Annotated in this window: 21 protein-coding genes and 1 pseudogene; 5 read left to right on the forward strand and 17 right to left on the reverse strand. The window is 52.6% G+C overall.

What is annotated here, in order from left to right; genetic code table 11:
* Positions 1 to 18: 18 nt before the first annotated feature.
* The 10 genes from IB196_RS19605 to pmbA all read right to left on the reverse strand — a co-directional run bounded on the left by IB196_RS19605 (position 19) and on the right by pmbA (position 7,621).
* Positions 19 to 759, reverse strand: a complete 741-nt coding sequence (locus tag IB196_RS19605; protein ID WP_005134201.1) for a KDGP aldolase family protein — start codon at positions 757 to 759, stop codon at positions 19 to 21.
* Positions 756 to 1,874 (reverse strand): DgaE family pyridoxal phosphate-dependent ammonia lyase, encoded by a 1,119-nt coding sequence (locus IB196_RS19610; protein WP_005134202.1) that lies wholly within the window; start codon positions 1,872 to 1,874, stop codon positions 756 to 758. The genes IB196_RS19605 and IB196_RS19610 overlap by 4 nt, the downstream gene beginning before the upstream one ends.
* Positions 1,858 to 2,991, reverse strand: a complete 1,134-nt coding sequence (locus tag IB196_RS19615; RefSeq protein WP_040230362.1) for an amidohydrolase/deacetylase family metallohydrolase — start codon at positions 2,989 to 2,991, stop codon at positions 1,858 to 1,860. Before IB196_RS19615 ends, IB196_RS19610 begins: the two co-directional genes overlap by 17 nt.
* 58 nt (positions 2,992 to 3,049) lie before the next feature.
* Positions 3,050 to 3,694, reverse strand: a complete 645-nt coding sequence (locus tag IB196_RS19620; RefSeq protein WP_003830379.1) for a DUF4310 family protein — start codon at positions 3,692 to 3,694, stop codon at positions 3,050 to 3,052.
* A gap of 11 nt (positions 3,695 to 3,705) precedes the next feature.
* Positions 3,706 to 4,482: a DUF4311 domain-containing protein gene (locus IB196_RS19625; RefSeq protein WP_005134210.1), complete on the reverse strand. Its 777-nt coding sequence runs from the start codon at positions 4,480 to 4,482 to the stop codon at positions 3,706 to 3,708.
* Between the two features lie 22 nt (positions 4,483 to 4,504).
* Entirely contained in the window at positions 4,505 to 4,804 is a 300-nt protein-coding gene (locus IB196_RS19630; protein WP_005134212.1) for a DUF4312 family protein, read from the reverse strand.
* A 2-nt stretch (positions 4,805 to 4,806) separates the two neighbouring features.
* Positions 4,807 to 5,169, reverse strand: coding sequence for an SFCGS family glycine-rich protein (locus tag IB196_RS19635; RefSeq protein WP_003830384.1), 363 nt, complete (start codon positions 5,167 to 5,169; stop codon positions 4,807 to 4,809).
* 10 nt (positions 5,170 to 5,179) lie between these two features.
* A complete protein-coding gene (locus tag IB196_RS19640; protein ID WP_016151467.1) occupies positions 5,180 to 5,488 on the reverse strand; it encodes a PRD domain-containing protein in 309 nt (102 codons plus the stop codon).
* Positions 5,489 to 5,835: 347 nt separating this feature from the next.
* Positions 5,836 to 6,222 (reverse strand): cytochrome b562, encoded by a 387-nt coding sequence (cybC, locus tag IB196_RS19645; RefSeq protein ID WP_005134218.1) that lies wholly within the window; start codon positions 6,220 to 6,222, stop codon positions 5,836 to 5,838.
* Positions 6,223 to 6,268: 46 nt separating this feature from the next.
* Positions 6,269 to 7,621, reverse strand: coding sequence for a metalloprotease PmbA (pmbA, locus tag IB196_RS19650; protein WP_040230369.1), 1,353 nt, complete (start codon positions 7,619 to 7,621; stop codon positions 6,269 to 6,271).
* Positions 7,622 to 7,716: 95 nt separating this feature from the next.
* On the opposite strand from pmbA, the gene yjgA reads away from it, so the two are divergent.
* On the forward strand, positions 7,717 to 8,268 hold the full coding sequence (yjgA, locus tag IB196_RS19655) for a ribosome biogenesis factor YjgA (protein WP_137378430.1): 552 nt from the start codon (positions 7,717 to 7,719) through the stop codon (positions 8,266 to 8,268).
* Positions 8,269 to 8,282: 14 nt separating this feature from the next.
* On the opposite strand, the pseudogene IB196_RS19660 reads toward yjgA, so the two are convergent.
* Positions 8,283 to 8,396 (reverse strand): annotated as a pseudogene (locus IB196_RS19660) (IS3 family transposase); the annotation flags it as partial.
* 900 nt (positions 8,397 to 9,296) lie between these two features.
* Here IB196_RS19660 and IB196_RS19665 point away from each other — a divergent pair.
* Positions 9,297 to 10,493: a YadA-like family protein gene (locus IB196_RS19665; RefSeq protein ID WP_348936027.1), complete on the forward strand. Its 1,197-nt coding sequence runs from the start codon at positions 9,297 to 9,299 to the stop codon at positions 10,491 to 10,493.
* A gap of 403 nt (positions 10,494 to 10,896) precedes the next feature.
* Here IB196_RS19665 and mpl read toward each other — a convergent pair whose 3' ends face one another.
* Positions 10,897 to 12,267: a UDP-N-acetylmuramate:L-alanyl-gamma-D-glutamyl-meso-diaminopimelate ligase gene (mpl, locus tag IB196_RS19670; RefSeq protein WP_149691087.1), complete on the reverse strand. Its 1,371-nt coding sequence runs from the start codon at positions 12,265 to 12,267 to the stop codon at positions 10,897 to 10,899.
* 175 nt (positions 12,268 to 12,442) lie between these two features.
* On the opposite strand from mpl, the gene fbp reads away from it, so the two are divergent.
* On the forward strand, positions 12,443 to 13,441 hold the full coding sequence (gene fbp, locus IB196_RS19675) for a class 1 fructose-bisphosphatase (protein WP_003025742.1): 999 nt from the start codon (positions 12,443 to 12,445) through the stop codon (positions 13,439 to 13,441).
* Positions 13,442 to 13,556: 115 nt separating this feature from the next.
* Here fbp and IB196_RS19680 read toward each other — a convergent pair whose 3' ends face one another.
* The 5 genes from IB196_RS19680 to ytfQ form a co-directional block, all read right to left on the reverse strand.
* The gene (locus IB196_RS19680; RefSeq protein WP_082031753.1) at positions 13,557 to 14,669 is read right to left on the reverse strand and encodes a methyl-accepting chemotaxis protein; all 1,113 of its coding nucleotides are present in this window, start codon (positions 14,667 to 14,669) and stop codon (positions 13,557 to 13,559) included.
* A 103-nt stretch (positions 14,670 to 14,772) separates the two neighbouring features.
* Entirely contained in the window at positions 14,773 to 15,774 is a 1,002-nt protein-coding gene (gene yjfF, locus IB196_RS19685) for a galactofuranose ABC transporter, permease protein YjfF (RefSeq protein ID WP_005134488.1), read from the reverse strand.
* Positions 15,761 to 16,783 (reverse strand): galactofuranose ABC transporter, ATP-binding protein YtfT, encoded by a 1,023-nt coding sequence (gene ytfT, locus IB196_RS19690; RefSeq protein WP_005134482.1) that lies wholly within the window; start codon positions 16,781 to 16,783, stop codon positions 15,761 to 15,763. Before ytfT ends, yjfF begins: the two co-directional genes overlap by 14 nt.
* Before the next feature lie 13 nt (positions 16,784 to 16,796).
* Positions 16,797 to 18,299, reverse strand: coding sequence for a galactofuranose ABC transporter, ATP-binding protein YtfR (gene ytfR, locus IB196_RS19695; RefSeq protein ID WP_005134481.1), 1,503 nt, complete (start codon positions 18,297 to 18,299; stop codon positions 16,797 to 16,799).
* Between the two features lie 121 nt (positions 18,300 to 18,420).
* Positions 18,421 to 19,377: a galactofuranose ABC transporter substrate-binding protein YtfQ gene (ytfQ, locus tag IB196_RS19700; RefSeq protein WP_005134480.1), complete on the reverse strand. Its 957-nt coding sequence runs from the start codon at positions 19,375 to 19,377 to the stop codon at positions 18,421 to 18,423.
* A gap of 309 nt (positions 19,378 to 19,686) precedes the next feature.
* Here ytfQ and ppa point away from each other — a divergent pair, with 309 nt between their 5' ends.
* Both ppa and IB196_RS19710 read left to right on the forward strand, forming a co-directional pair.
* The gene (gene ppa, locus IB196_RS19705; RefSeq protein ID WP_005134479.1) at positions 19,687 to 20,214 is read left to right on the forward strand and encodes an inorganic diphosphatase; all 528 of its coding nucleotides are present in this window, start codon (positions 19,687 to 19,689) and stop codon (positions 20,212 to 20,214) included.
* 209 nt (positions 20,215 to 20,423) lie between these two features.
* The gene (locus tag IB196_RS19710; protein ID WP_188232333.1) at positions 20,424 to 21,494 is read left to right on the forward strand and encodes a YncE family protein; all 1,071 of its coding nucleotides are present in this window, start codon (positions 20,424 to 20,426) and stop codon (positions 21,492 to 21,494) included.
* The last annotated feature ends 83 nt before the right edge of the window (positions 21,495 to 21,577 follow it).

Genomic DNA, 21,577 nt, shown 5'->3' on the forward strand with positions numbered 1-21,577 from the left:
AGTCTCCTCATCTGTCAGTTAGCCTACGCAGGCCCGGGTCATCGCCATCAGCTGGCGCACGTCGTCCGGGCGGGTGTTACCACTCACCTTATCAATAATCGAACTATAGATGTGAGGAATGATTTTGCGCACTCCGGCATCCAGGGCGATCTGCAGGATTTCAGTGAAATTATCCAGATCGATACCCCCGGTAGGCTCCAACCAGAAGTCATGCCGGGCACAGGCCTGCGCGACGGCGATGTACTCGTCACGGCATTTCAGGCCGCCCATCGGGAAGTATTTAATCGAGCTACCGCCCATATCTTTGAGCAGCGCAATCGCGGTTTCTACCGGCACAATGCCGTCCGGCGTCTGGCTGCTCAAAGGCCCGGTGGAGATTTTCACCCTGCCCGGCGTGCCGGTTGGCGAGACCAGACCGTTGACCACCGTCTCCTGCTGGCCCAACAGCGCGCGACTGGTCGCCACACCGGTAAAGACCTGATTAACATGCTGCGGTTGTACCTGACGGGAAATTTCACTGACCATCGCCGACTGGTTTGGATCGCCCGCCCCCAACCCCACGGAGAGCGCATTGTCGATAAGCGCCGCGTATTCACGCATATCCGCGACCGCGCTTGCGACATCCGGGTAATTTTTTGACAACACGCCGACCAGCACGTGTCCTTCCGCCGCCGCGTAAATATCCCGCGCATTTTCTTTGGAGCCAGCCAGCACGTTCAGGCAGACGCGGTCGCGATAAAAGTTAGGGGTCAGTTTCATGCGTTTTTCTCCTGCGAAATCACTTCACCAATTCGACGGGCCACAATTTCCAGCTGCGCGCGATCCACGCTGCGCACATCGGCTTCGATAATGCCTTCGTTGGCTTTGTACCCACGGAAGTAAATCGCGTACTCGCCGTGTTTCAGGGCTTCAACCAGTTCGCCCGTGGCGATCCCGGTTACCGCTTCGTCAAACTTAATTTCCGTACGGGCGATGTCGCGCCCTGCGCTGTCCCACACCACGCGGGCGCTCACGCCGTGCAGCTGGTTCAACGCATTAATGAACGGCGTCATTTTCTCGACCATCTCCGCGCCGCTCTCTTTCTGGGCGTTCAGATACAGTTCGATAGCGCAGGTCAGGCCAAGAATCCCCTCTTTGCCCACCTTCATCGCCCGGCCGATCCCCGCCGTCTGGCGTTTCACCCACTCAACGTACTGGGTTTTGCCAATCACCAGTCCACTGGTTGGCCCTTCAATCGCCTTTGCGCCGCTGTAAATAACCAGGTCCGCACCAAGGCGGTAGTAGCACTGCAAATCTTCTTCCGCCGCAGCGTCCACAATCAGCGGCAAGTTATGCGTGCGCGCCACCACCGCGGCCTGCTCCACGCTGAGCATGCTTTTCTGTACGCAGTGGTGAGATTTGATATACAGAATCGCCGCCGTACGCGGTGTAATGGCCGCCGCCAACTGTGCCGCGGAACATTCGTTGGCATAGCCCGCTTCCACCAGCTTGCCGCCACCGAGCGCCACCATGGTGCCAACCGGTGCGCCAAAGTTGACGTTGTGGCCTCTGGGCAGCACGATTTCGTTATTCTCAATGGGCGTAACGTGGAGGTTCTCCAGCAGCCAGTCGCTGTCTTTCACCAGCACTGCCGCCACCGACTGGGCGATTCCCGCCGACGCGCAGGAGACGACGGTAGCCCCTTCCACGTCCAGCAATTTCGCGATGTAGTCGCCGGTTTTATTGACCAGATCTTTCATTTCAAAGTACTGATTCATCCCCGCCATCGCGACCTCAACCACTTCTGGTCGCGGCGTGGAAACGCCTAGCGCCGTCATGCGGCCTGATGTGTTAATTACCTGTTTTAAATTGTATTTCTCAAAAATCGAAGGCATGTTCCGCGCTCCCTTGTTCGGTCATATAGCCCTTGCCCGCACGTATTGCGGCAAGCGGCACCAGCAGTTGTTCAGCCTGCAGGCTGTCGTTTTCAGCATCTACCAGCACGGTTGGCTGGCGCTTAAGCGTAAAGAGGGTCAAATCGGCATCCAGACCAGGCTGCAATCGCCCTTTCTGTTTCAGACGCAGGCCGTCAGCGGCATTAGCGGTCACGCACTCAATGACCTGTGGGAGCGACATCCCCATGGCGAGAAATTTCGACATCACATTCGCCAGGGAGAACACCGGACCGCTGATACGGTTGCGGCAATAAATATCGGAGCTGATGGTGTGCGGCAAAATGCCAAGACCGATAGCGCGTTTTGCTACCGCAAAGCTCAGGCTGGCAGTACCGTGACCAACGTCCAAACGCACGCCGCGTTGCAGCGCCCGCGTGACAGATGTGCGCAGCTCGCCTTGCGGCGTCAGAATACGGTTCGGCTTACCGTTGTAGCAGTGGGTAATAATGTCGCCCGCACTCAGGCGTTCGGCGATCTCATCGAGATTCGGCGGGTTGTTGCCAATGTGCACCATCAGCGGCAGGTCGCCGTTCTCTTTTTGCATCTCTTTGGCACGATCCAGCGGGGTGATGCCGTTAACACCTACCACGCTACTGCTCATGCGCGCCTTCAGGCCGACGATAAAATCAGGGTGGCGTTTCACCGCCTGCCGCACCGCATCAGCGTCAATGTTGGCCATGTTAGCCAGCTCATTTTGGGCGATAAGCCCAACGCGGGAGATATTCAGCAGCGCATACACTTCCGTCGCCGCTTCCCGGGTCAGGGTGTAAAAATCGTCGATATCATCCGCCCCGGTACTGCCCGCATCCACGACGGTGGTAACGCCGGTCGCAATACCGACGCTGTCCGGTTGGTCGTGATAAATCGGGGATTTGGGATAACAGTGAACGTGGGAATCAATCCAGCCTGCACTGACGTAGCACTCGCCGCCGAGCTCAATAGTTTTCAGCGCTGAACCATCAACGTTGCCTAATGCCGCAATTTTGCCGTCTTTCAGCGCAATATCGCTCACCGTATCGTCAACGAGGCGCGCACCGCGCAGGAGTAAATCAAACATCGCTCTCTCCTTTGCCGGATGGCGGCGTAACAGCCTTATCCGGCCTACAAATCAACAGTTAGCTAATGGCAATCGGGAAGATGGAACCGAGGATCATCGCGCCGAGGATCGCCCCGCCGGTGATCGGTTTTTGCCACAGGTAAAACAGCAGCGCGCCCGCCAGTGAACCGATGCCGATAGGGATAGAAGCCGTCATCGCGCTGAGGATAATCAATGGCCCGAGGAAGCGGCCAGAGGCGTTACCGGCCCCCATCATGACGTCCGCCCCGTAGGTTGAATCGCTCTGATTGATGGTGAACTTACGCGCCAGAATGATGATGTAGCCAATCGCCAGGCCAATCACCAGGCCGGTGACCAAAGAGGCGGCGAAGTTGGCAACCGGGAAGATAATGCCCGCACCCAGCAGCAGCGCCGGAACACCTAATCCGACTCCGGTCTGAATCGCGCCGCCGATATCCAGAATCCCCACCAGCGAACCTTCAATAATGCGGGCAAACAGGAAGCTTGCGCCAAATGCCGCCACCGCCCCGTAAGAGCCGGTGTCCATTCCCGCCTTTAGCATCGCCACAAAAGCCACTTCGTTAAATGCGCCGATACCGTACAGGTAGTACATGTGCGTTCCGGCAAAAACGCCGGAAGAGAGCAGGCCAACGAAGATCGGGAACGACCAGTCGGCAAACCAAAAACCTTTATTTTGTTCCATGATGGCCTCCGTTATTTGCCGCTGAGTGAGTTGTGGATCAGTTCCAACCAGTTCGGCACGGTCAGATGGAAGGATTCGATCATCTTCATGTCGAAGCCGCGGAAGAAGCCGCTCAGGACAAACAGCGCGACGATAGCCACCATCATGACTTTGGTAACGTGGTTCCAGCCGCTCTCTTCCACGCCTTTACCGATCAGAATACCAAGGACCAGACCCGGGACAGCGTTACCCATAATCAGTTGCGCCGCGCCGCCAAAGACGGTGGCCCAGAAGCCTGATTTCTTACCGGCATCGATCGCCGCCAGCCAGAAGATCACCGGCATTACCGTGTTGACCAGCAGGTTGGCTGCAGGAACCAGCACCTTAACGGCGGTAACTTGCAGCGCTTCCGGTACGGATGATGCGGTGAGGTTAAGGAAGGTCACGACAATCATCCCGATAACACCACAGGCAATCGCCATGCGCTTGGGATCGTGCAACGTTTCACCGACGTTGCGGTTTTTAACCATCAGCGCGGCGGCGCCCCAGTTGGGGATGATGCGATGGTCGACATCCTGCGTGAACGCCCCCGCCGCAACGGAAGAAGCCCAGGCGTTAAAGAAGAAGCCCAGGCCGAACGAGAAGTGAGAAGCCGGATCCCCTTCGCAGGAATTCAGTTCTCCCAGAGTACGAAACGCGCCCATCCCTTGAGTGGTAGGCGCATGAAACATGCGTGCAGCCCCAGCGCCGACACCGACGCCAACCAGGCCACCAATGATGAGCGATTTTATTAATATTATCAGGAACATATTTATGCCTTTTAATAAAGAATCAGCGTTGCGTAACGAAATCCACCTTGTCGAGATTGATGGCAGTCACGTTGACGGTCACATCCAGCTCCACGCTGAAGGTGCGTCTTTCCCGGCGCAAAAAGAGGAATAAAAACGCCTCTTTGCGCACCGTTTCACGTGCTTGAACAACCTGCACATCCTGTGGCTCAATACGCAGTAAGATATGCGACGATGCTTTCATCACCGCAGCCTGAACGTGGTTCAGGGCATCGGCAAAGGCGCGCGCTTTAGCCTCGCCCTTGCCAGTGACTCTCACCGTGGTGGTGAATTGCTCTTTCATACTTAAGCGCCGTGTTTCTTTTGCCACGCCTGTACCAGGCGCTCGCCGAGCTCTTCTTTGTCCATAAAGCCGAACCCCAGCACGTTGCAACCTTCGTTGATGGCCGTTACGCCTTCATCAACCGAGCGCATGCCGTATTTCGCCTTGTAGCCGTATTTGGTCTGCGCGGTAATCGCCCCCGCCCCGCCGCTGCCGCAAAACGAGATACCAAAGGTGGCGTTTTCCGCTTTCATCACATCACCCAGCTTCATATCAGCGGCAACGCCCGGTACCACAACCGCACGGCCACCCGCTTTCTCAACGCCTGCCGCCACTTTCTGGCCTTTACCCAGACGATCGCCAATCACTACGGTAATCTGTTCCATCTTTTGCTCCTTAAAGGTTGTCTTTCGCGACTTCGAAGTGCACCGACAGCAGCCAGGCCTCTTCCTCAGGAAGATTGCCAAACTCGGCGACGACGTCGCGGGCAAGCGCCATTGATTCGGCAGAAATTTCATCAAACAAGCTGGCATCGACTTCAGGTAAGGGTTCACCCGTTACCGAGCGGTGCGCCATGGCGCGAACATGCGACGTCAGCATCTGTTCTTGTACTGCGTTGGGAATAATGTGGCGTTCACGCAGCAAGGCATACACCTGCGCCAGCATGCGGTCGGCCAGTTCCACCGATTCCCCCATGTCATTCATTACAGCTCCGTTATTCACTCGTCTTACCCCACTAATGGCTCTGAGGGTAAAGTAGCGGTGGAGGTTAAAAGTTTGTAGCGAGTTGTTTTCCACTTCGAAGTGGAAAGGGACGCAGCGACAGTGATCTGTGCCGCAAAACGGGTCGGGTTCACGATTTATCGCTGGAATAATGTGATTGAGATCGCATGAGGAACAAGGAAAGTGGAGGGCAGAACGAACAATGCGTGGGTGATAAAAATGAAAAAATGTGATGGATATAGCGTTTACTTATGGGGAATGGTGTTGCCGGATAGCGACGCGATGACGGTTTATCCGACCTGCGGACTACACAGGCCGGATACAACACATTAGCGGTACTTCTTGTGGTAAGCGTTGCGGGTTGTTTTCAGCTCTTCCGCTGCGGCTTTCGCCTCTGAGACTTTACCTTCATTCGCCAGCTTAAGCGCGCCATCAATCTGACCGATCAGCGTGTCAAAACCGTGACGAAAATCTTTCATCTCCGGGCTATCAGGGGATTTGCTTTCCAGCTTCGGTGGCGTTCCCTTTTGTGCATCCAGCGCAGCTGTACGCATTTTGGTTAACGCATCTTTTAGCTCGGTCGCGTTATCCGTTTTTTCAACGATCTTCAGGTTGTCGTTGAGGATCCCCATGTCGTCTTCAAGATCGGCTGCAAACGCAGAAGAACCAAGAACCAGCGTTGAAGCCGCGACGATCGCTAACAGGTGTTTACGCATTGCTCACTTCCTTTTTTATTATTAAAAATTAACGCCTTAACGAGTATTACTGCCCGGCGATCTTCATCTCCGGCAACAGTACCGAACCACACTGTATATTGCTGCGGGTTTCAATATCATTACCGACGGTGACGATATTTCGCCACATATCTTTTAAGTTACCGGCGATGGTAATTTCGCTCACCGGGTACTGAATTTCGCCATTTTCAACCCAGAAGCCCGCCGCGCCGCGCGAGTAATCTCCGGTAATACCGCTCACGCCCTGCCCCATCAGCTCAGTCACCACCAGGCCTGTGCCCATCTCTTTGAGCAACTGCTCGAAGCTTAGACCCTGTCCCGGAATTCGCCAGTTGTGGATCCCGCCCGCATGCCCGGTGCTCTTCAGCCCCAGCTTACGTGCGGAATAGTTGGTTAACAGCCATTGAGTCAGCACGCCGTCTTTAATGATGTCGCGGCGCTCAGTCCGTACCCCTTCACTGTCGAATGGCGACGACGCCAGTCCCTTCAGCAGGTGCGGATGCTCTTCAATGGTCAGCCATTCCGGCAGAATTTGTTTGCCCAGCGAATCCAGCAGGAAGGTCGATTTGCGGTACACCGAACCACCGGCAATCGCGCCGACCAGGTGTCCGAAGAGTCCGGTCGCCACTTCGTTGGCAAAAATCACCGGTGCTTTCATGGTGGAGAGCTTACGCGGCGACAGGCGCGATAACGTGCGGCGCGCACAGTCGGCCCCCACCCATTCCGGCGTTTGCAGATCACCCATCGCACGGCCAATGGTGTAAGCGTAATCGCGTTCCATATCGCCATTTTCTTCCGCGATCACGCAGCTGGAAAGGGAATGTCGTGTGGAGCAGTAGCCCTGCAGCATGCCGTGGCTGTTACCAAACACTTTGATGCCATAGTGGCTGTTAAAGCTGCCGCCTTCGGTATTGGTGATGCGTTTGTCCGCCTGCAACGCTGCCTGTTCAGCGCGCGCCGCCAGTTCGATAGCTTCGTCAGGGGAGACTTCAGCTGGGTGGAACAGATCCAGATCGGGCGCATCAAAGGCCAGCAGGTCTTTATCCGCCACGCCTGCGCACGGATCCGGTGAAGTGTAACGGGCGATATCCAGCGCGGCCTGCACGGTACGGGCAATCGCCTGCGGACTTAAATCGGTGGACGATGCGCTGCCCTTACGGTTCTGGTGGTAAACCGTAATCCCCAACGCGCCATCGCTATTGAATTCGACGTTCTCCACTTCACCATAACGGGTGCTGACGCTAATACCCGTGGTCTTGCTCACAGCGACTTCCGCGCCATCCGACTTACCTGACGCTAATTCCAGTGCCGTCGAGACTGCTTCTTCCAGAATCTTACGCTGCGCTTCAACTTGTGAGATTACTTTCATCGCAAATGCCATAATGTAGAGAGAGTTTCTCTGAAGTCTAACAGAGAACCGTTTTTCAGTGCGCATCTTAACTGGTAACATTAGCCTCTTTTTTTAAGGAGCCTGACATGACTAAGCAGCCCGAAGACTGGCTCGACGACGTTCCCGGTGATGACATCGAAGACGAAGACGATGAAATTATCTGGGTCAGTAAAAGTGAAATTAAACGTGACGCCGAGGAGTTAAAACGCCTGGGTGTGGAACTGGTCGAACTGGGGAAAAACGCGCTGGATAAAATCCCGCTCGATGCGGATTTACGTGCCGCGATTGAGCTGGCCCAGCGGATTAAGATGGAAGGTCGCCGCCGTCAGCTGCAGCTGATTGGCAAAATGTTGCGCCAGCGCGATGTTGATCCTATCCGTCAGGCGCTGGACAAGCTGAAAAACCGTCACAACCAACAGGTTGTACTGTTTCACAAACTTGAGCAACTGCGCGATCGCCTGATCGTCGAAGGTGATGATGCTGTAGAAGAGGTGCTGAACCTGTGGCCAACCGCCGATCGCCAGCAGCTTCGCTCTCTGGTTCGTAACGCGAAGAAAGAGAAAGAAGGCAACAAGCCGCCGAAATCAGCACGTCAGATCTTCCAGTATCTGCGTGAACTGGCGGAAAACGAAGCCTAACAAAAGGCTCAGGGTTATACTCTGCACTCATAAAATGGGACAGCGGCTTTCAGGGCCTGAGTTCGGTATTCTACCGGGCTCAGGCCTTGTATTTTAAAACTCATCCGCTCGTAGGTGTAGTAATGGATATTGCAAATAACGGAGTTCAGCCCGTAATTCTTCGGGATAGAGCTTTTCCAGTCCCGCATCGGTAAGTGGGGATTTTATTGATTGTTTTGACATTGGTTTGCCCCAGCCGCGTTTTATACTCAGAAGTCCTTTCTGGTCTTAGAATTTGTACACATTAACCCAGTACGGGACAACACTTTCATTTGAGATGTGAAATCGTGCCGCTGATTCGCGCATCGTAAGTTCTTCACAGAGTGAAGCTCAGTCAACAGCTTTCCGAAATTCAGGAGAATAATTGTTGTTTTTTAGGTAACACCATCAATACCGGAGAGGTAGCGTCTGACTACAGACTATCTGGTTCCGAGGGAATATTTTGGATTTGCCATAAAGAACTGGAGCGTCCAACTATTGGGGTGCAGTCCAACTTTATACCAGAGCCTTTAATATAGATCAAGTCACCTCACATACTTCCCCCTCTAATTGTATATATCAAGACAAATATATACATATAACATTCATATTCAAACCAACTTATTATACAGCCAACAATAAATACACCACTAATATGTGACACATAAAAAATTCACACAAGAAATAAATTCATCAAAACAATAATTATCTTTATTTTATATATCCACATCCAGTTTTCGGGCATAAATCCCAAAAAAACAACAAGAAAATCCTTAAAAAAAAGATATTACCCATTGTTTTTAAATACAAAAAAAAACAAAAAAATCACATCCATAATAAATAATAAAATTGAACTAACAAATGATAATTTTATAATCCGCGTGACGTTAGATGCAGAAACCTTATTACACATAACAAGGATTTATAGTATTAGAGCAACCTCATCTCATTAGGAATAAATCAATATTGCCCTTGTTATTTTACAATAATATATACGGAGATTATCACTTATGAATTTTAAACGTAGCGCGCTTACTATTGTTATTTCATGCGCATTATTACCGAGTGTTGTTTTTGCTGGGCCTGACGATAATGCAACCGAGAAATATGTTGATGATGCAGTGACAGCTGCCACTCAAACCCTGGAAGGGGAAGTAGCAGCCAACACTGCGGCAACTGCAGCCAACACTACAGACATAGCAGCCAATACCAGCGCTATTGCTGATAACGCCTCGGACATCGCAGACCTTGATACCCGTACGACAGACAACACCGCGGCAATTGCAACCAACACTACAGACATAGCAGCCAACACCAGCGCTATTGCCGATAACGCCTCGGACATCGCAGACCTTGATACCCGTACCACGGCCAACACTGCAGATATCGCCGCTAACACCAGTTCTATTAGTGATTTGAGCAATCACGTAGACGATGTTGCAACTGGTTTATCTCAAGATATCGCAAACAGCACTGCTGACAGTAAATCATATACTGATACCGCTACACAGAACGCTATCGACACCGCCAACAGCTATACTGATACCGCTAAGCAGGACGCTATCGACACCGCCAACAGCTATACTGATACCGCTAAGCAGGACGCTATCAACACCGCCAACAGCTATACTGATACCACCACCGCAACGGCTAAAAACGAAGCAATTGCGACGGCAAATAGTTATACTGATGTCGCTAAGCAGGACGCTATCAGCACTGCCAACAGCTATACTGACACCACCACTGCAACGGCTAAAAACGAAGCGATTGCGACGGCAAATAGTTATACTGATGTCGCAAAAGCAGATGCAATCAGCACTTCTTATGCTTACACCGATACAACTTCAGCCAAAAATCGCGCAGATGGTAAAGCGTATGTCGATAATTCGCTCACCCAGGCAAACAATTATACCGATAACAAGTTCTCCCAACTTGATGGCCGAGTAAATAACCTGGATAACAAAATTGATGATAACGATAAACAAGCAAAAGCAGGTATTGCTGGCGCAATGGCGATGACTGCAATTCCACAAAAATTTGGCTATGATTTCAACTTCGGTATGGGCGCAGCTACATTTGGTGGTGAACAATCCATGGCTGCTGGTGCGTATTATAATGTTGGTAAGAATGCCACTCTTTCTGCGAAGGCCTCTCTTGATACCCAACACAATACTGGTGTTGCGGTTGGCTTGAGTTTTGGTTTCTAATCAATTGTGTTTAACTATTTAGGTTACTAATCCTGGTAGAAATTGACACTTTTCAGCCTGATAATGCCCGATGAAACTCATCGGGCATTTTACATTCAAAAATCGCTATGGGTTGTAGATTTGCCACCTGGTCTCTAACCATCCTTTTTGTCTGTAAAACTGTGGCCAATATTACTCGGCCACTACAGCTACTGAAACAGAAGCGGAGCAGAGAAAGATGTGATGCAGTATCTGAGCGGATATTACAACCGTCTTAGGCCACATAAAAACAACGGTGGGTTAACACCACCGAGATGGAAAGACAGAAACTTCTGACTGTATCCAAATTAAGTAGGCCATTTCAAACAAGTCCCCCTATCCCCACAGGGCCAGGGGCAACCCGCTCAGCGCAAAACCAGGTGAATTACTCCTGCTGAGCTTTCTTCGCCAAACCATCCAGCAGTTTTTGATGAATACCACCAAATCCGCCGTTGCTCATCACCAGAATGTGATCGCCTGGCTGCGCGGTTTTCACTACCATATCAGCCAGCGCATCCACATCACCACTCCAGTGAGCCGGCTGAACGCAGGCTTCAGCAACTTCTGCTACCTGCCACGGAATATGCGGGGGTTGCAGCAGGAACACTTCGTCCGCGCGGCCTAATGATGGCGCGAGATCGTCTTTACACAGTCCCATTTTCATGGTGTTCGAGCGGGGTTCCAGCACCGCGATGATGCGTGCCGTACCGCCCACTTTTCCGCGCAACGCCGCAAGCGTCGCCAGAATGGCCGTCGGATGATGGGCAAAATCGTCATACACCGTCACGCCATTGGCTTCACCACGCAGCTCAAGACGACGACGGGCGTTAATGAATGAACCGAGCGCATTGGCTGCATCCGCAGGCACGACGCCCACATGGCGCGCGGCCGCAATCGCCATCAGACCGTTATGCATGTTGTGCTCGCCGACCAGGCCCCACTTCACCTCACCGACTTTTTCACCGTCCAGCCACACTTCCCACTCTGAGGCATCGGTGGTCAACTTTTTCGCCTGCCAGTGGCCTTGTTCGCCCACCAGCTCTTGTTCGCTCCAGCAGCCCATCGCCATCGTCTGTTTCAGATTAATGTCGTTTTCCGGGTAGATGATGCGTCCCTGGCCCGGCACGATACGCACCAGGTGGTGGAACTGTTTCTGGATCGCTTTCAGATCGTCAAAGATGTCCGCGTGATCGAACTCAAGGTTGTTGAGGATCAGGGTACGCGGACAGTAATGCACGAATTTGGAACGCTTGTCGAAGAACGCACAGTCGTACTCATCCGCTTCAATCACGAAGAAGTCGCTTTCGCCCAGACGCGCAGAAACCTCGAAGTTACCCGGTACGCCGCCGATCACAAAGCCAGGCTTATAGCCGCAGGCTTCGAGGATCCAGGTCGCCATTCCCGCCGTGGTGGTTTTGCCGTGCGTCCCCGCTACCGCCAGCACCCAGCGATCGCGCAGCACAAAGTCATGCAGCCACTGTGGGCCGGACATGTACGGAATGTTCTTCTCCAGCACCGCTTCCACGCACGGATTACCACGGCTCATGGCATTGCCGATGATCACTAAGTCCGGCTGCGGGTCGAGCTGGCTGGCATCGTACCCCTGAATTAAATCAATGCCTTGCCTCTCAAGCAAAGTACTCATCGGCGGATACACATTGGCGTCCGAACCCGTTACTTCATGACCGAGCGAGCGCGCCAGCATCGCCAGACCGCCCATGAAAGTGCCACAAATTCCCAAAATATGAATGCGCATACGTCACTATCCTTTTTTAATCTGGGAGCCATTTTACGCACATGTCTGGCAACTGAGAAACGCATTTCAGGATATTCCGTAGTTTGCTGGCGCGATTCACCTGAGCGCAACAATGGAAATATTTGTTAATATTGTTGCGGTCGCTTTACTCCACATAAATTGCAGGGAAAGGGTTATGAAAACGTTAGGTGAATTTATTGTCGAAAAGCAGCACGAGTTTTCTCATGCTACCGGTGAACTCACTGCTTTGTTGTCGGCAATAAAGCTGGGCGCCAAGATCATCCACCGCGATATCAACAAGGCCGGTCTGGTCGATATCCTGGGTGCCAGCGGTGCTGAGAACGTGCAGGGAGAGGTTCAGCAAAAACTCGATCTGTTCGCGAACGAAAAACTGAAAGCTGCACTGAAGGCGCGCGACATTGTGGCGGGCATTGCCTCGGAAGAAGAAGATGAAATCGTCGTCTTTGAAGGCTGTGAACACGCTAAATACGTTGTGCTAATGGATCCGCTGGATGGCTCATCCAACATCGATGTTAACGTCTCTGTCGGTACGATTTTCTCTATTTACCGCCGCGTAACCCCCGTCGGTACTCCGGTCACGGAAGAGGATTTCCTGCAACCGGGCAACAAGCAGGTTGCTGCGGGTTACGTGGTTTATGGTTCTTCCACCATGCTGGTGTACACCACCGGCTGTGGCGTGCACGCCTTCACCTACGATCCTTCTCTGGGCGTATTCTGCCTCAGCCAGGAACGTATGCGCTTCCCGGCGAAAGGCAGCACGTACTCCATTAACGAAGGTAACTACATCAAATTCCCGAACGGCGTGAAGAAGTACATTAAATTCTGCCAGGAAGAAGATAAATCAACCCAGCGACCGTACACCTCGCGCTACATTGGCTCTCTGGTTGCGGACTTCCATCGCAATCTGCTGAAAGGCGGGATCTACCTGTACCCAAGCACCGCCAGCCACCCGGAAGGGAAACTGCGTCTGCTGTATGAATGCAACCCAATGGCCCTGCTGGCCGAGCAAGCGGGCGGCAAGGCGAGCGACGGTAAAAATCGTATTCTGGATATCATCCCGGAAAGCCTGCACCAGCGCCGCTCCTTCTTCGTGGGTAACGACCATATGGTTGAAGATGTAGAACGCTTTATCCGCGAGTTCCCGGACGCGTAAGCGCAACATCCGGCTTACAAGCACAGTGTAGGCCGGATAAGCGAAGAGCCATCCGGCACAATGCGGTGATATTGCCGGATGGTGGCGTAAACGCCTTTATCCGGCCTACGCGCGGTTACGCTGTCTGTAGCTTAAACGCCGCCATTGCTTCAAGCAGCGCATGTGACTGCTCTTCCAGCAAGCGGGTAGCCGCTGACGACTGCTGTACCAGCGCCGCATTTTGCTGCGCCGTTTCATCCATCTGAATCACCGCAATATTCACCTGCTCAATGCCGCGACTTTGTTCCTGGGACGCACTGGCAATTTCACGCATCAGTTTGGTCATACGCATGACCTCAGTCGCAATCTCATCCATGGTTTCACCCGCCTGCTGCGCCAGCTCGCTGCCTTCACCCACGTGCGTGTGCGAATCGCTGATTAACGTGCGGATCTCTTTGGCCGCTTCAGCGCTGCGGCTGGCCAGATTTCGAACTTCACCTGCGACAACCGCAAAGCCCCGCCCTTGTTCACCGGCACGCGCCGCTTCAACGGAGGCATTAAGCGCCAGGATGTTGGTCTGGAAAGCAATACCATCGATTACGCTAAGGATGTCGGCAATTCGGCTGGAACTGCCGGAAATATCGCGCATTTTCTCGATCACATAGCACACCATCTCGCTACCTCGATCGGCAGTATCCGACACCGATTTTGCCAACTGATGCGCTTGTTCCGCGTTCTGCGCATTTTGTTTCACGGTCGCCGTGAGTTCTTCCATGCTGGCGGCGGTCTGCTCCAGCGACGTGGCTGTCGATTCAGTGCGTTGCGCCAGATGCTGATTTCCGGCCGTCAGCTCACGGCTACCAATATCAATTTGCGAACTGGCATCGCGTACGCGTTGTACCGAGTCGCCCAGCGCATGGCGCATTTCATCCATTGCAGCGTTCAGGCGGTTGAATTCGGCGCTGGCCGACGGCGCCGAAACCGGCGACAAATCCCCCGTCGCCAGGCGTTCCAGTTGCTCCACTATGCTATCCAGCGGCTTGAGAAACTTATTTCGCAGCATAAACCAAATCACGGCCAGCAGCGCGATAGCAGCCAACATCGCCCCACTCATAATAGTGTTGTAAATCAATGAAGTAATAATACGAGTAGAGGCATATAGCCCCATCCCTCCGGTCAGTAACAGAAGGAACGTCAGCAGCGACAATAACACCAACAAACTTGATCGAATTGAAAGGGATTTTGGCATTGTTATATTTCCGGTTGTAGGGTTAAAACAGACCTGTACAGAACCTATCGACTACAACCGGAAAAAGTTTAGGTATTTAAACATTTTATTGAAAATCATGATGTTACTTTGATGTTGCTGTCGTACCCACTCGGGTTACTGGCGAGCTTTGACGATTTTCCCATAGCACCGTCAAACCGCGTTGTAACGCTATAAAAATAAACAATAAAATACCAATCGCAATCTTCGTCCACCAGGAACTTAATGTGCCGTCAAAATTAATGTAGGTTTGAATTAATCCCTGAATGGCGACGCCAAACAAGGTGCCTAACACCGTACCGACCCCGCCGCTCAGTAGCGTTCCGCCGATAACAACCGAAGCAATCGCATCCAGCTCGACGCCAACGCCCGCCAGCGCGTAACCCGCCTGGGTGTAAATGGAAAACACAATGCCGGCCAGCGTAGCAAGCCCGGTAGACAGCATATAGATACGAATGGTCGTGCTACGGGTTGAAATGCCCATCAGGTTGGCCGACGTGGCGTTGCCGCCAATGGCGTAAACCTGATTACCAAAGCGCGTACGGTGCGCAAGGAAGATGCCAATCACCACCACGCCCAGCATTAACAACCCCATCGCGCTCAGGCGACCGCCGCCAGGAATTTTCCATGCCAGACTTGAGAGCGTGTCATAAATCGGATGGTTAATTGGGATCGACTCTTCAGAGACCAGATAGCTGACGCCGCGCAGGAAAAACATTCCCGCCAGCGTAATAATGAATGCCGGGATCTTCAGTGCATCAATCAGTAACCCCATAAACGCGCCAAACGCGCAGCCCATCAGCAAAATCAGGGGAAACGCCAGCAGCGGGGAAATCCCCCAGTAGCCTATCGCTTTCGCCAGAAATACGCCGGTAAAAGCGATCACCGAGCCGACGGAAAGGTCGATCCCCCCGGAGAGAATGACGAAAGTCATGCCCACGGCAATAATCCCTAAAAAAGCGTTATCAGTCAGGATATTGCAGATTACCCGGGTTGAAGCAAAAGCCGGAAACTGGGTCAGGCAGTAGAGATACCCCAGCACAAACACGCCGAGGGTAATCATTAGCGGTAAATTACGTTTTATCATGACCACGCACTCCTTTTATCAGGCTGATAAAGCGTTGTGACTGCACGACCAGCACACACAACACCACCACAGCTTTGACCACCTGGTTCAGTTCCGGCTGGAATCCCGACAGTAAAATCCCGGTGTTCATCCCCTGAATAATCAATGCGCCGATCACCGACAGCAGCAGGTTAAAGCGCCCGCCCATCAGCGAGCCGCCACCGATGACTACCGCCAGGATGGCATCCAGTTCCAGCCACAATCCGGCGTTATTGGCATCTGCCCCACGGATATCCGCCGTGACGATAATACCGGCGATAGCCGCACACAGGCCGCTCAGCACATAAGTAAGCATCACAATGATGCGGGTATTCACCCCGGCGTTTTTCGCCGCACGAATGTTAATGCCCACCGCTTCAATAAACATGCCCAGCGCCGTTTTACGCGTTAGCAGCCAAAAGGCGACCAGCGTCAGCAGCGCGATGATCACCGGCGTGGGGAACAGTAAGAGCGAGCCGCTGCCAAACCACGACAGCTCGGGCGAGTTGAAGGTGACGATCTGCCCGGAAGTGATAAGCTGCGCCACTCCGCGCCCGGCCACCATCAGGATAAGGGTCGCAACAAACGGCTGGATCTTGAGGATTGCCACCAGAATCCCGTTCCACAGCCCGGCCAGTATTCCGGAGCCTAAGGCAGCAAGCAGCACCACCGGCAGACTGTGCCCGGCCACCGTCATCGCCGCAGTAGTCGCACCGGCAATCGCCATCACCGCGCCAACGGAAAGATCAATGCCGCCAGTGGCGATCACCAGCGTCATACCAATCGCCAACAGCGCCACGGGGGCGGCGCGGTTGAGAATATCAATCGGGCTGCCGAACAGGCGACCATCCTGCAAAATCACCTGGTAGAAGTGCGGAGCCACCAGGCTGTCGACCAGCAGCACCAGAAGTAGCGCCACCAGTTGCGGCATACCTTTTGGCCAACGGAACCGTCGTTTCGCGGTGTTGGATTGAGGGAGAGATTGAGGCATCACCATAGTCTCCTTAGGCCGCAATGGCGTTCATGATCGCCGGTACGGACAGTTCAGCCAGTGGGATCTCGGCTACCTGTTTACGATCGCGCATAATAATGACCCGATCGGCATAGCCCACTAACTCTTCCAGTTCGGATGAAATCACCAGCAGCGCCAGGCCATCCGCGCACAGCGTTTCGATCAGGCGGATGATCTCGGCATGTGCACCGACGTCGATCCCGCGCGTGGGTTCATCGAGGATCAGGAACTGTGGTTTGGTCAGCAACCAGCGCGAGAGCAATACTTTTTGCTGATTGCCGCCGGAGAGAAACTCAATCGGCTGCTCAGCGTTGGGGGTACGAATTCCGAGCTGGCGGATAAAACGCTCGGCAATCTCGTTTTGTTCCTTCCGCGCAATGGGCCGCAGCCAGCCGCGCTGTGCCTGCAACGCCAGAATGATATTTTCCCGCACCGAAGCCGCGGCGATGATGCCATCCGTTTTACGATCCTCCGGACAAAAGCCGATCCCCATGCACGAAGCCTGATGTGGGGATCGCAAGGTCTGCGGTTTACCTTTGATCAGCGCACTGCCGCTGTCGGCGGGTTTAATACCGAAGATCACTTCTGCCGTTTCTGTTCGCCCGGATCCCAGCAGCCCCGCCAGCCCGACGATCTCGCCGGGACGAACCTGCAAATCAAACGGCGCGATGGTGCCTTTCTTGCCAAAGCCGCTAAAGGCCGCCACCGGCTTATCGCTCAGCAATGTGCGCCCCGCACGCTGTAGCGCATGGGTATCCAGTTCACGGCCCAGCATCATTTTTACCAGTTCGATCTGTGGCAGCTCGCGGGTTTCGCGACAGCCAACGAAGCCGCCGTTACGCAGGACAGTGATACGATCGCTGACCTGATAAACCTGATCGAGGAAATGGGTGACGAAGATCAGACTGACGCCACGATCGCGCAGATGGCGCATCAGACCGAACAGCATTTCAACTTCCTGGGTATCGAGGCTGGCGGTGGGTTCGTCGAGGATCAGCACTTTCGCGGAGAGATCTATTGCCCGGCAAATCGCGACAATTTGTTGCATCGCCACGGAAAAGCGGTTCAGCGGCTCGCGTACATCAAGGGAAAAACCGTATGACGCCATCAGCTCCGTGGCACGTTTTTCCATCTGCTTACGCTGTAGCAGGCCAAAACGCCGTGGTTCACGGCCAATAAACAGGTTATCCGCGACCGACATATTGGGCAGCAGGTTCACTTCCTGATACACGGTGCCAATTCCCAGTTGCTGGGCATGTGCGGTATTTTTCGGGGAGATCGGCTGGCCTTCGAGCCAGATAGTGCCGCGATCGGCATGATAAACGCCGGTCAGCGCTTTGATTAGCGTCGATTTACCGGCTCCGTTTTCCCCCAGTAGCGCCATAATCTCGCCACGACGCAAACTGAAATCCACGTTATCCAGTGCTTTTACGCCGGGAAAGAATTTACTTAATCCTTCGGTGCGGAGGATTTCCTGATGTTGGTCGGTGGTCATGGCATTCCTCCGGTACGAAATCACGGTGTCTCGTAGGCCTGATAAGCGCAGCGCCATCTGGCAATAAATGCCGGATGGCGGCGTAACGCCTTATCCGGCCTACGGAAGACCGACAACAAAGCTAGTAGCCCATGTTTTTCTTCTTCTCTAACTCTTCTTTCGCCGTATCTGGCAAATAGAGGATCGATTTGGTAATGGTCAACTTCTCAGGCATCGTGCCGTCTTTTTTGAATTTCTCCAGTGCGTCGAAGGCCGGACCTGCCATATTCGGCGTCAGCTCGACGCTGGCGTTGGCTTCACCGTCAATCATCGCTTTGTAGATATCCGGTACGCCGTCGATGGAACCGGTGAGAATATCTTTGCCGGGTTTCAGACCCGCTTCTTTGATCGCCTGAATCGCACCGATCACCATGTCATCGTTGTGGGCGTAAACCATGCAGATGTTCTTGCCGTTGTTTTCCGCTTTGATAAAGCTCTCCATCACTTCTTTCCCTTTACTGCGGGTGAAGTCACCGGACTGTGAGCGGATAATTTTGATGTTAGGTGCATTAGCGATGGCTTCAGCAAAACCTTTTTTACGATCGATCGCCACGCTGGCCCCGACGGTCCCTTGCAGCTCAACGACGTTACACGGCTTGCCGTTCACTTCTTTGATCAGCCAGTCGCCAATCAATTTACCTTCCAGCACGTTGTCAGCAGTGACGGTAGTCATATAGAGAGATTTGTCTTTTACATCGATGGAACGATCGAGCAAAAAGACGGGAATGTCGGCATCTTTTGCTTCTTTTAATACCGGCTCCCAACCTGTTGCCACGACTGGCGCAATAAAGATGGCATCAACGCCCTGCGCCACGAATGAGCGGACTGCTTTAATCTGGTTTTCCTGCTTTTGCTGGCCATCAGCGATTTTCAGCGTAATACCCCGCTTTTCGGCCTCGCTTTTCGCAACGTTGGTTTCTGCGGCGCGCCAGCCGGATTCAGAGCCAACCTGCGAAAATCCTACGGTTAAAGGGGCTGCCATTGCCATAGACGACATGGCTGCCGAAACTGCTGTGACTAAAAGTAAGCGCTTCCACATAAGTGCGTCCTCGTAGGGTGATTATTGTTGGTTAATAAACCGTCGCGAAAAAACTATAGACAATTGAGCATGTAACGGATTGCGTTACATCACACTTCAAAAAAGTAAATAAAACGTTAATCACAACTTTGTAATCGCTTTCATCTCACTATGAAAAATGCGGCTGAAGATATGGATTTTTCTGTCATTAACGCAGGAGGAAAAGGCCAAATTCTGAGGAGGGAAATCGAAAACAAGCGGAGACATTCAGCGCGAGTTGGCTATAATACCCGCCACTTGTTTGCCATAGCTTATTTAAAGGAAACAGACATGAGCTTACTCAACGTCCCTGCCGGTAAAGATCTGCCGGAAGATATCTACGTTGTTATCGAGATCCCTGCCAACGCAGATCCGATCAAATACGAAGTTGACAAAGAGAGCGGCGCCCTGTTCGTTGACCGCTTCATGTCCACCGCGATGTTCTATCCGTGCAACTACGGTTACATCAACCACACCCTGTCTCTGGATGGCGATCCGGTAGACGTTCTGGTACCGACTCCGTATCCGCTGGAGCCAGGTTCAGTGATCCGCTGCCGCCCGGTTGGCGTGCTGAAAATGACCGACGAATCCGGTGAAGATGCGAAACTGGTTGCCGTACCGCACACCAAACTGAGCAAAGAATACGATCACATCAAAGATGTGAACGACCTGCCGGACCTGCTGAAAGCGCAGATCACTCACTTCTTCGAGCACTATAAAGACCTCGAAGCGGGCAAATGGGTGAAAGTTGACGGTTGGGACAACGCTGAAGCCGCTAAAGCTGAAATCGTTGCTTCCTTCGAGCGCGCGAAGAAATAATTTCGCCGGCGCTGAAAACCCTGAACACCAGCCTCTGGTTAGTAAGGGTTTTTTTATGCCTGTACTTTCCCTCCCTTTATTTTCCCGGTAGCCCGCTGCTTTCTTTTTGACCTACCAGATTGGGTAGTCACATTTTATTCATCTTATTTGCGAATGAGATTAGATCTCATTATCATTCGCAACACGTAAATAAATGTGAATAAAAGTCAATGAACCTCCACACTGTGAAGTCCCTGAAACACTATTCCGGCGTAGCACTCGTCACGACGCTGTTATTTACCAGCCTGTCCGGCGTGGCGCAGACGCTACCTGAAAAAGATTTTCTGACCCACGATGTCGGTAACGGCGTGTATGAACTGGCGGTTGATAGTCAGCAGAACACGCTCTATGCCGCCTCGTCTCCGTCATTTGATAAAGACAAAACCAGCGGGCTTATCTACAAACTCGATCTGGAAAAACTCACCACCACCGAAGTCATCAAGACCAGCCGTCGTGCCTTTGCCACTGCCCTGGATGAAGAAAATCAGGTGCTGTATGTCGGTAACACGCTGGAAGGTTCAGTCACGCTCATCGATACCCGCAGCGGTAACGAGTTGGCGATACTGCAACTGAGCGAAGCCAGCAACCCGAAAGACATTGTCCATACCCGTGAAATGGTGTTCGATAAACAGCATCACCGCCTGTATGTCTCTGGCGTGGCTGAAAAAGGCATTGTCTGGGTCGTGGATACGCAAAAACGTGAAAAAATTGCCACCCTTGAAAACATGGGTCAGTACCCGACCGGTATGGCCATTGATGCTGATAAAGATCGCCTGTATGTCGTGAATGGCCGGAATGAACTGATTACGCTGGATACCACCAGCCATAAAATTATTAACCGTTTTACCATTGAACCCGCTAAGAAACATTTTTTCCTGAATATTGCGCTTGATGCAAAAAATAATCGTGCGTTTCTGACAGATCCCGATCTAGCTGATGTTCTGGTTGTCGATATTAATACTGGCAAGGTTATTGCGCCAATTAAGGTCATTAACTCTTTGGCAGTGCTATATAACGAAAAACGCCAGGAAGTGTATATCACCCACCGTAATGCAAAACGTATCAGCATCGTGGACAGCAAAACCTATCAGGTAAAACAAAGCATCGAAACCCAGGCGTTACCTAACAGTCTGGCGCTTTCGGCAGATGCTAACACCTTGTATATCAGTGTAAAGCAGTCGGAAAAAATGACCGGTGTGAAGCCCGACTACGTGCTGAAAGTCGATCTCTCTAAATATTAATAATTAAAAACGCTTCTTACACCTTGCAGCTTTTCCGGGTTGCAAGGTGATGCTTTTATTTTTTACTTTTCAGGTGTCTTATA

This window comes from Citrobacter sp. C6_1, assembly GCF_014596835.2.
GTDB classification, from domain to species: Bacteria; Pseudomonadota; Gammaproteobacteria; order Enterobacterales; family Enterobacteriaceae; genus Citrobacter; species Citrobacter pasteurii.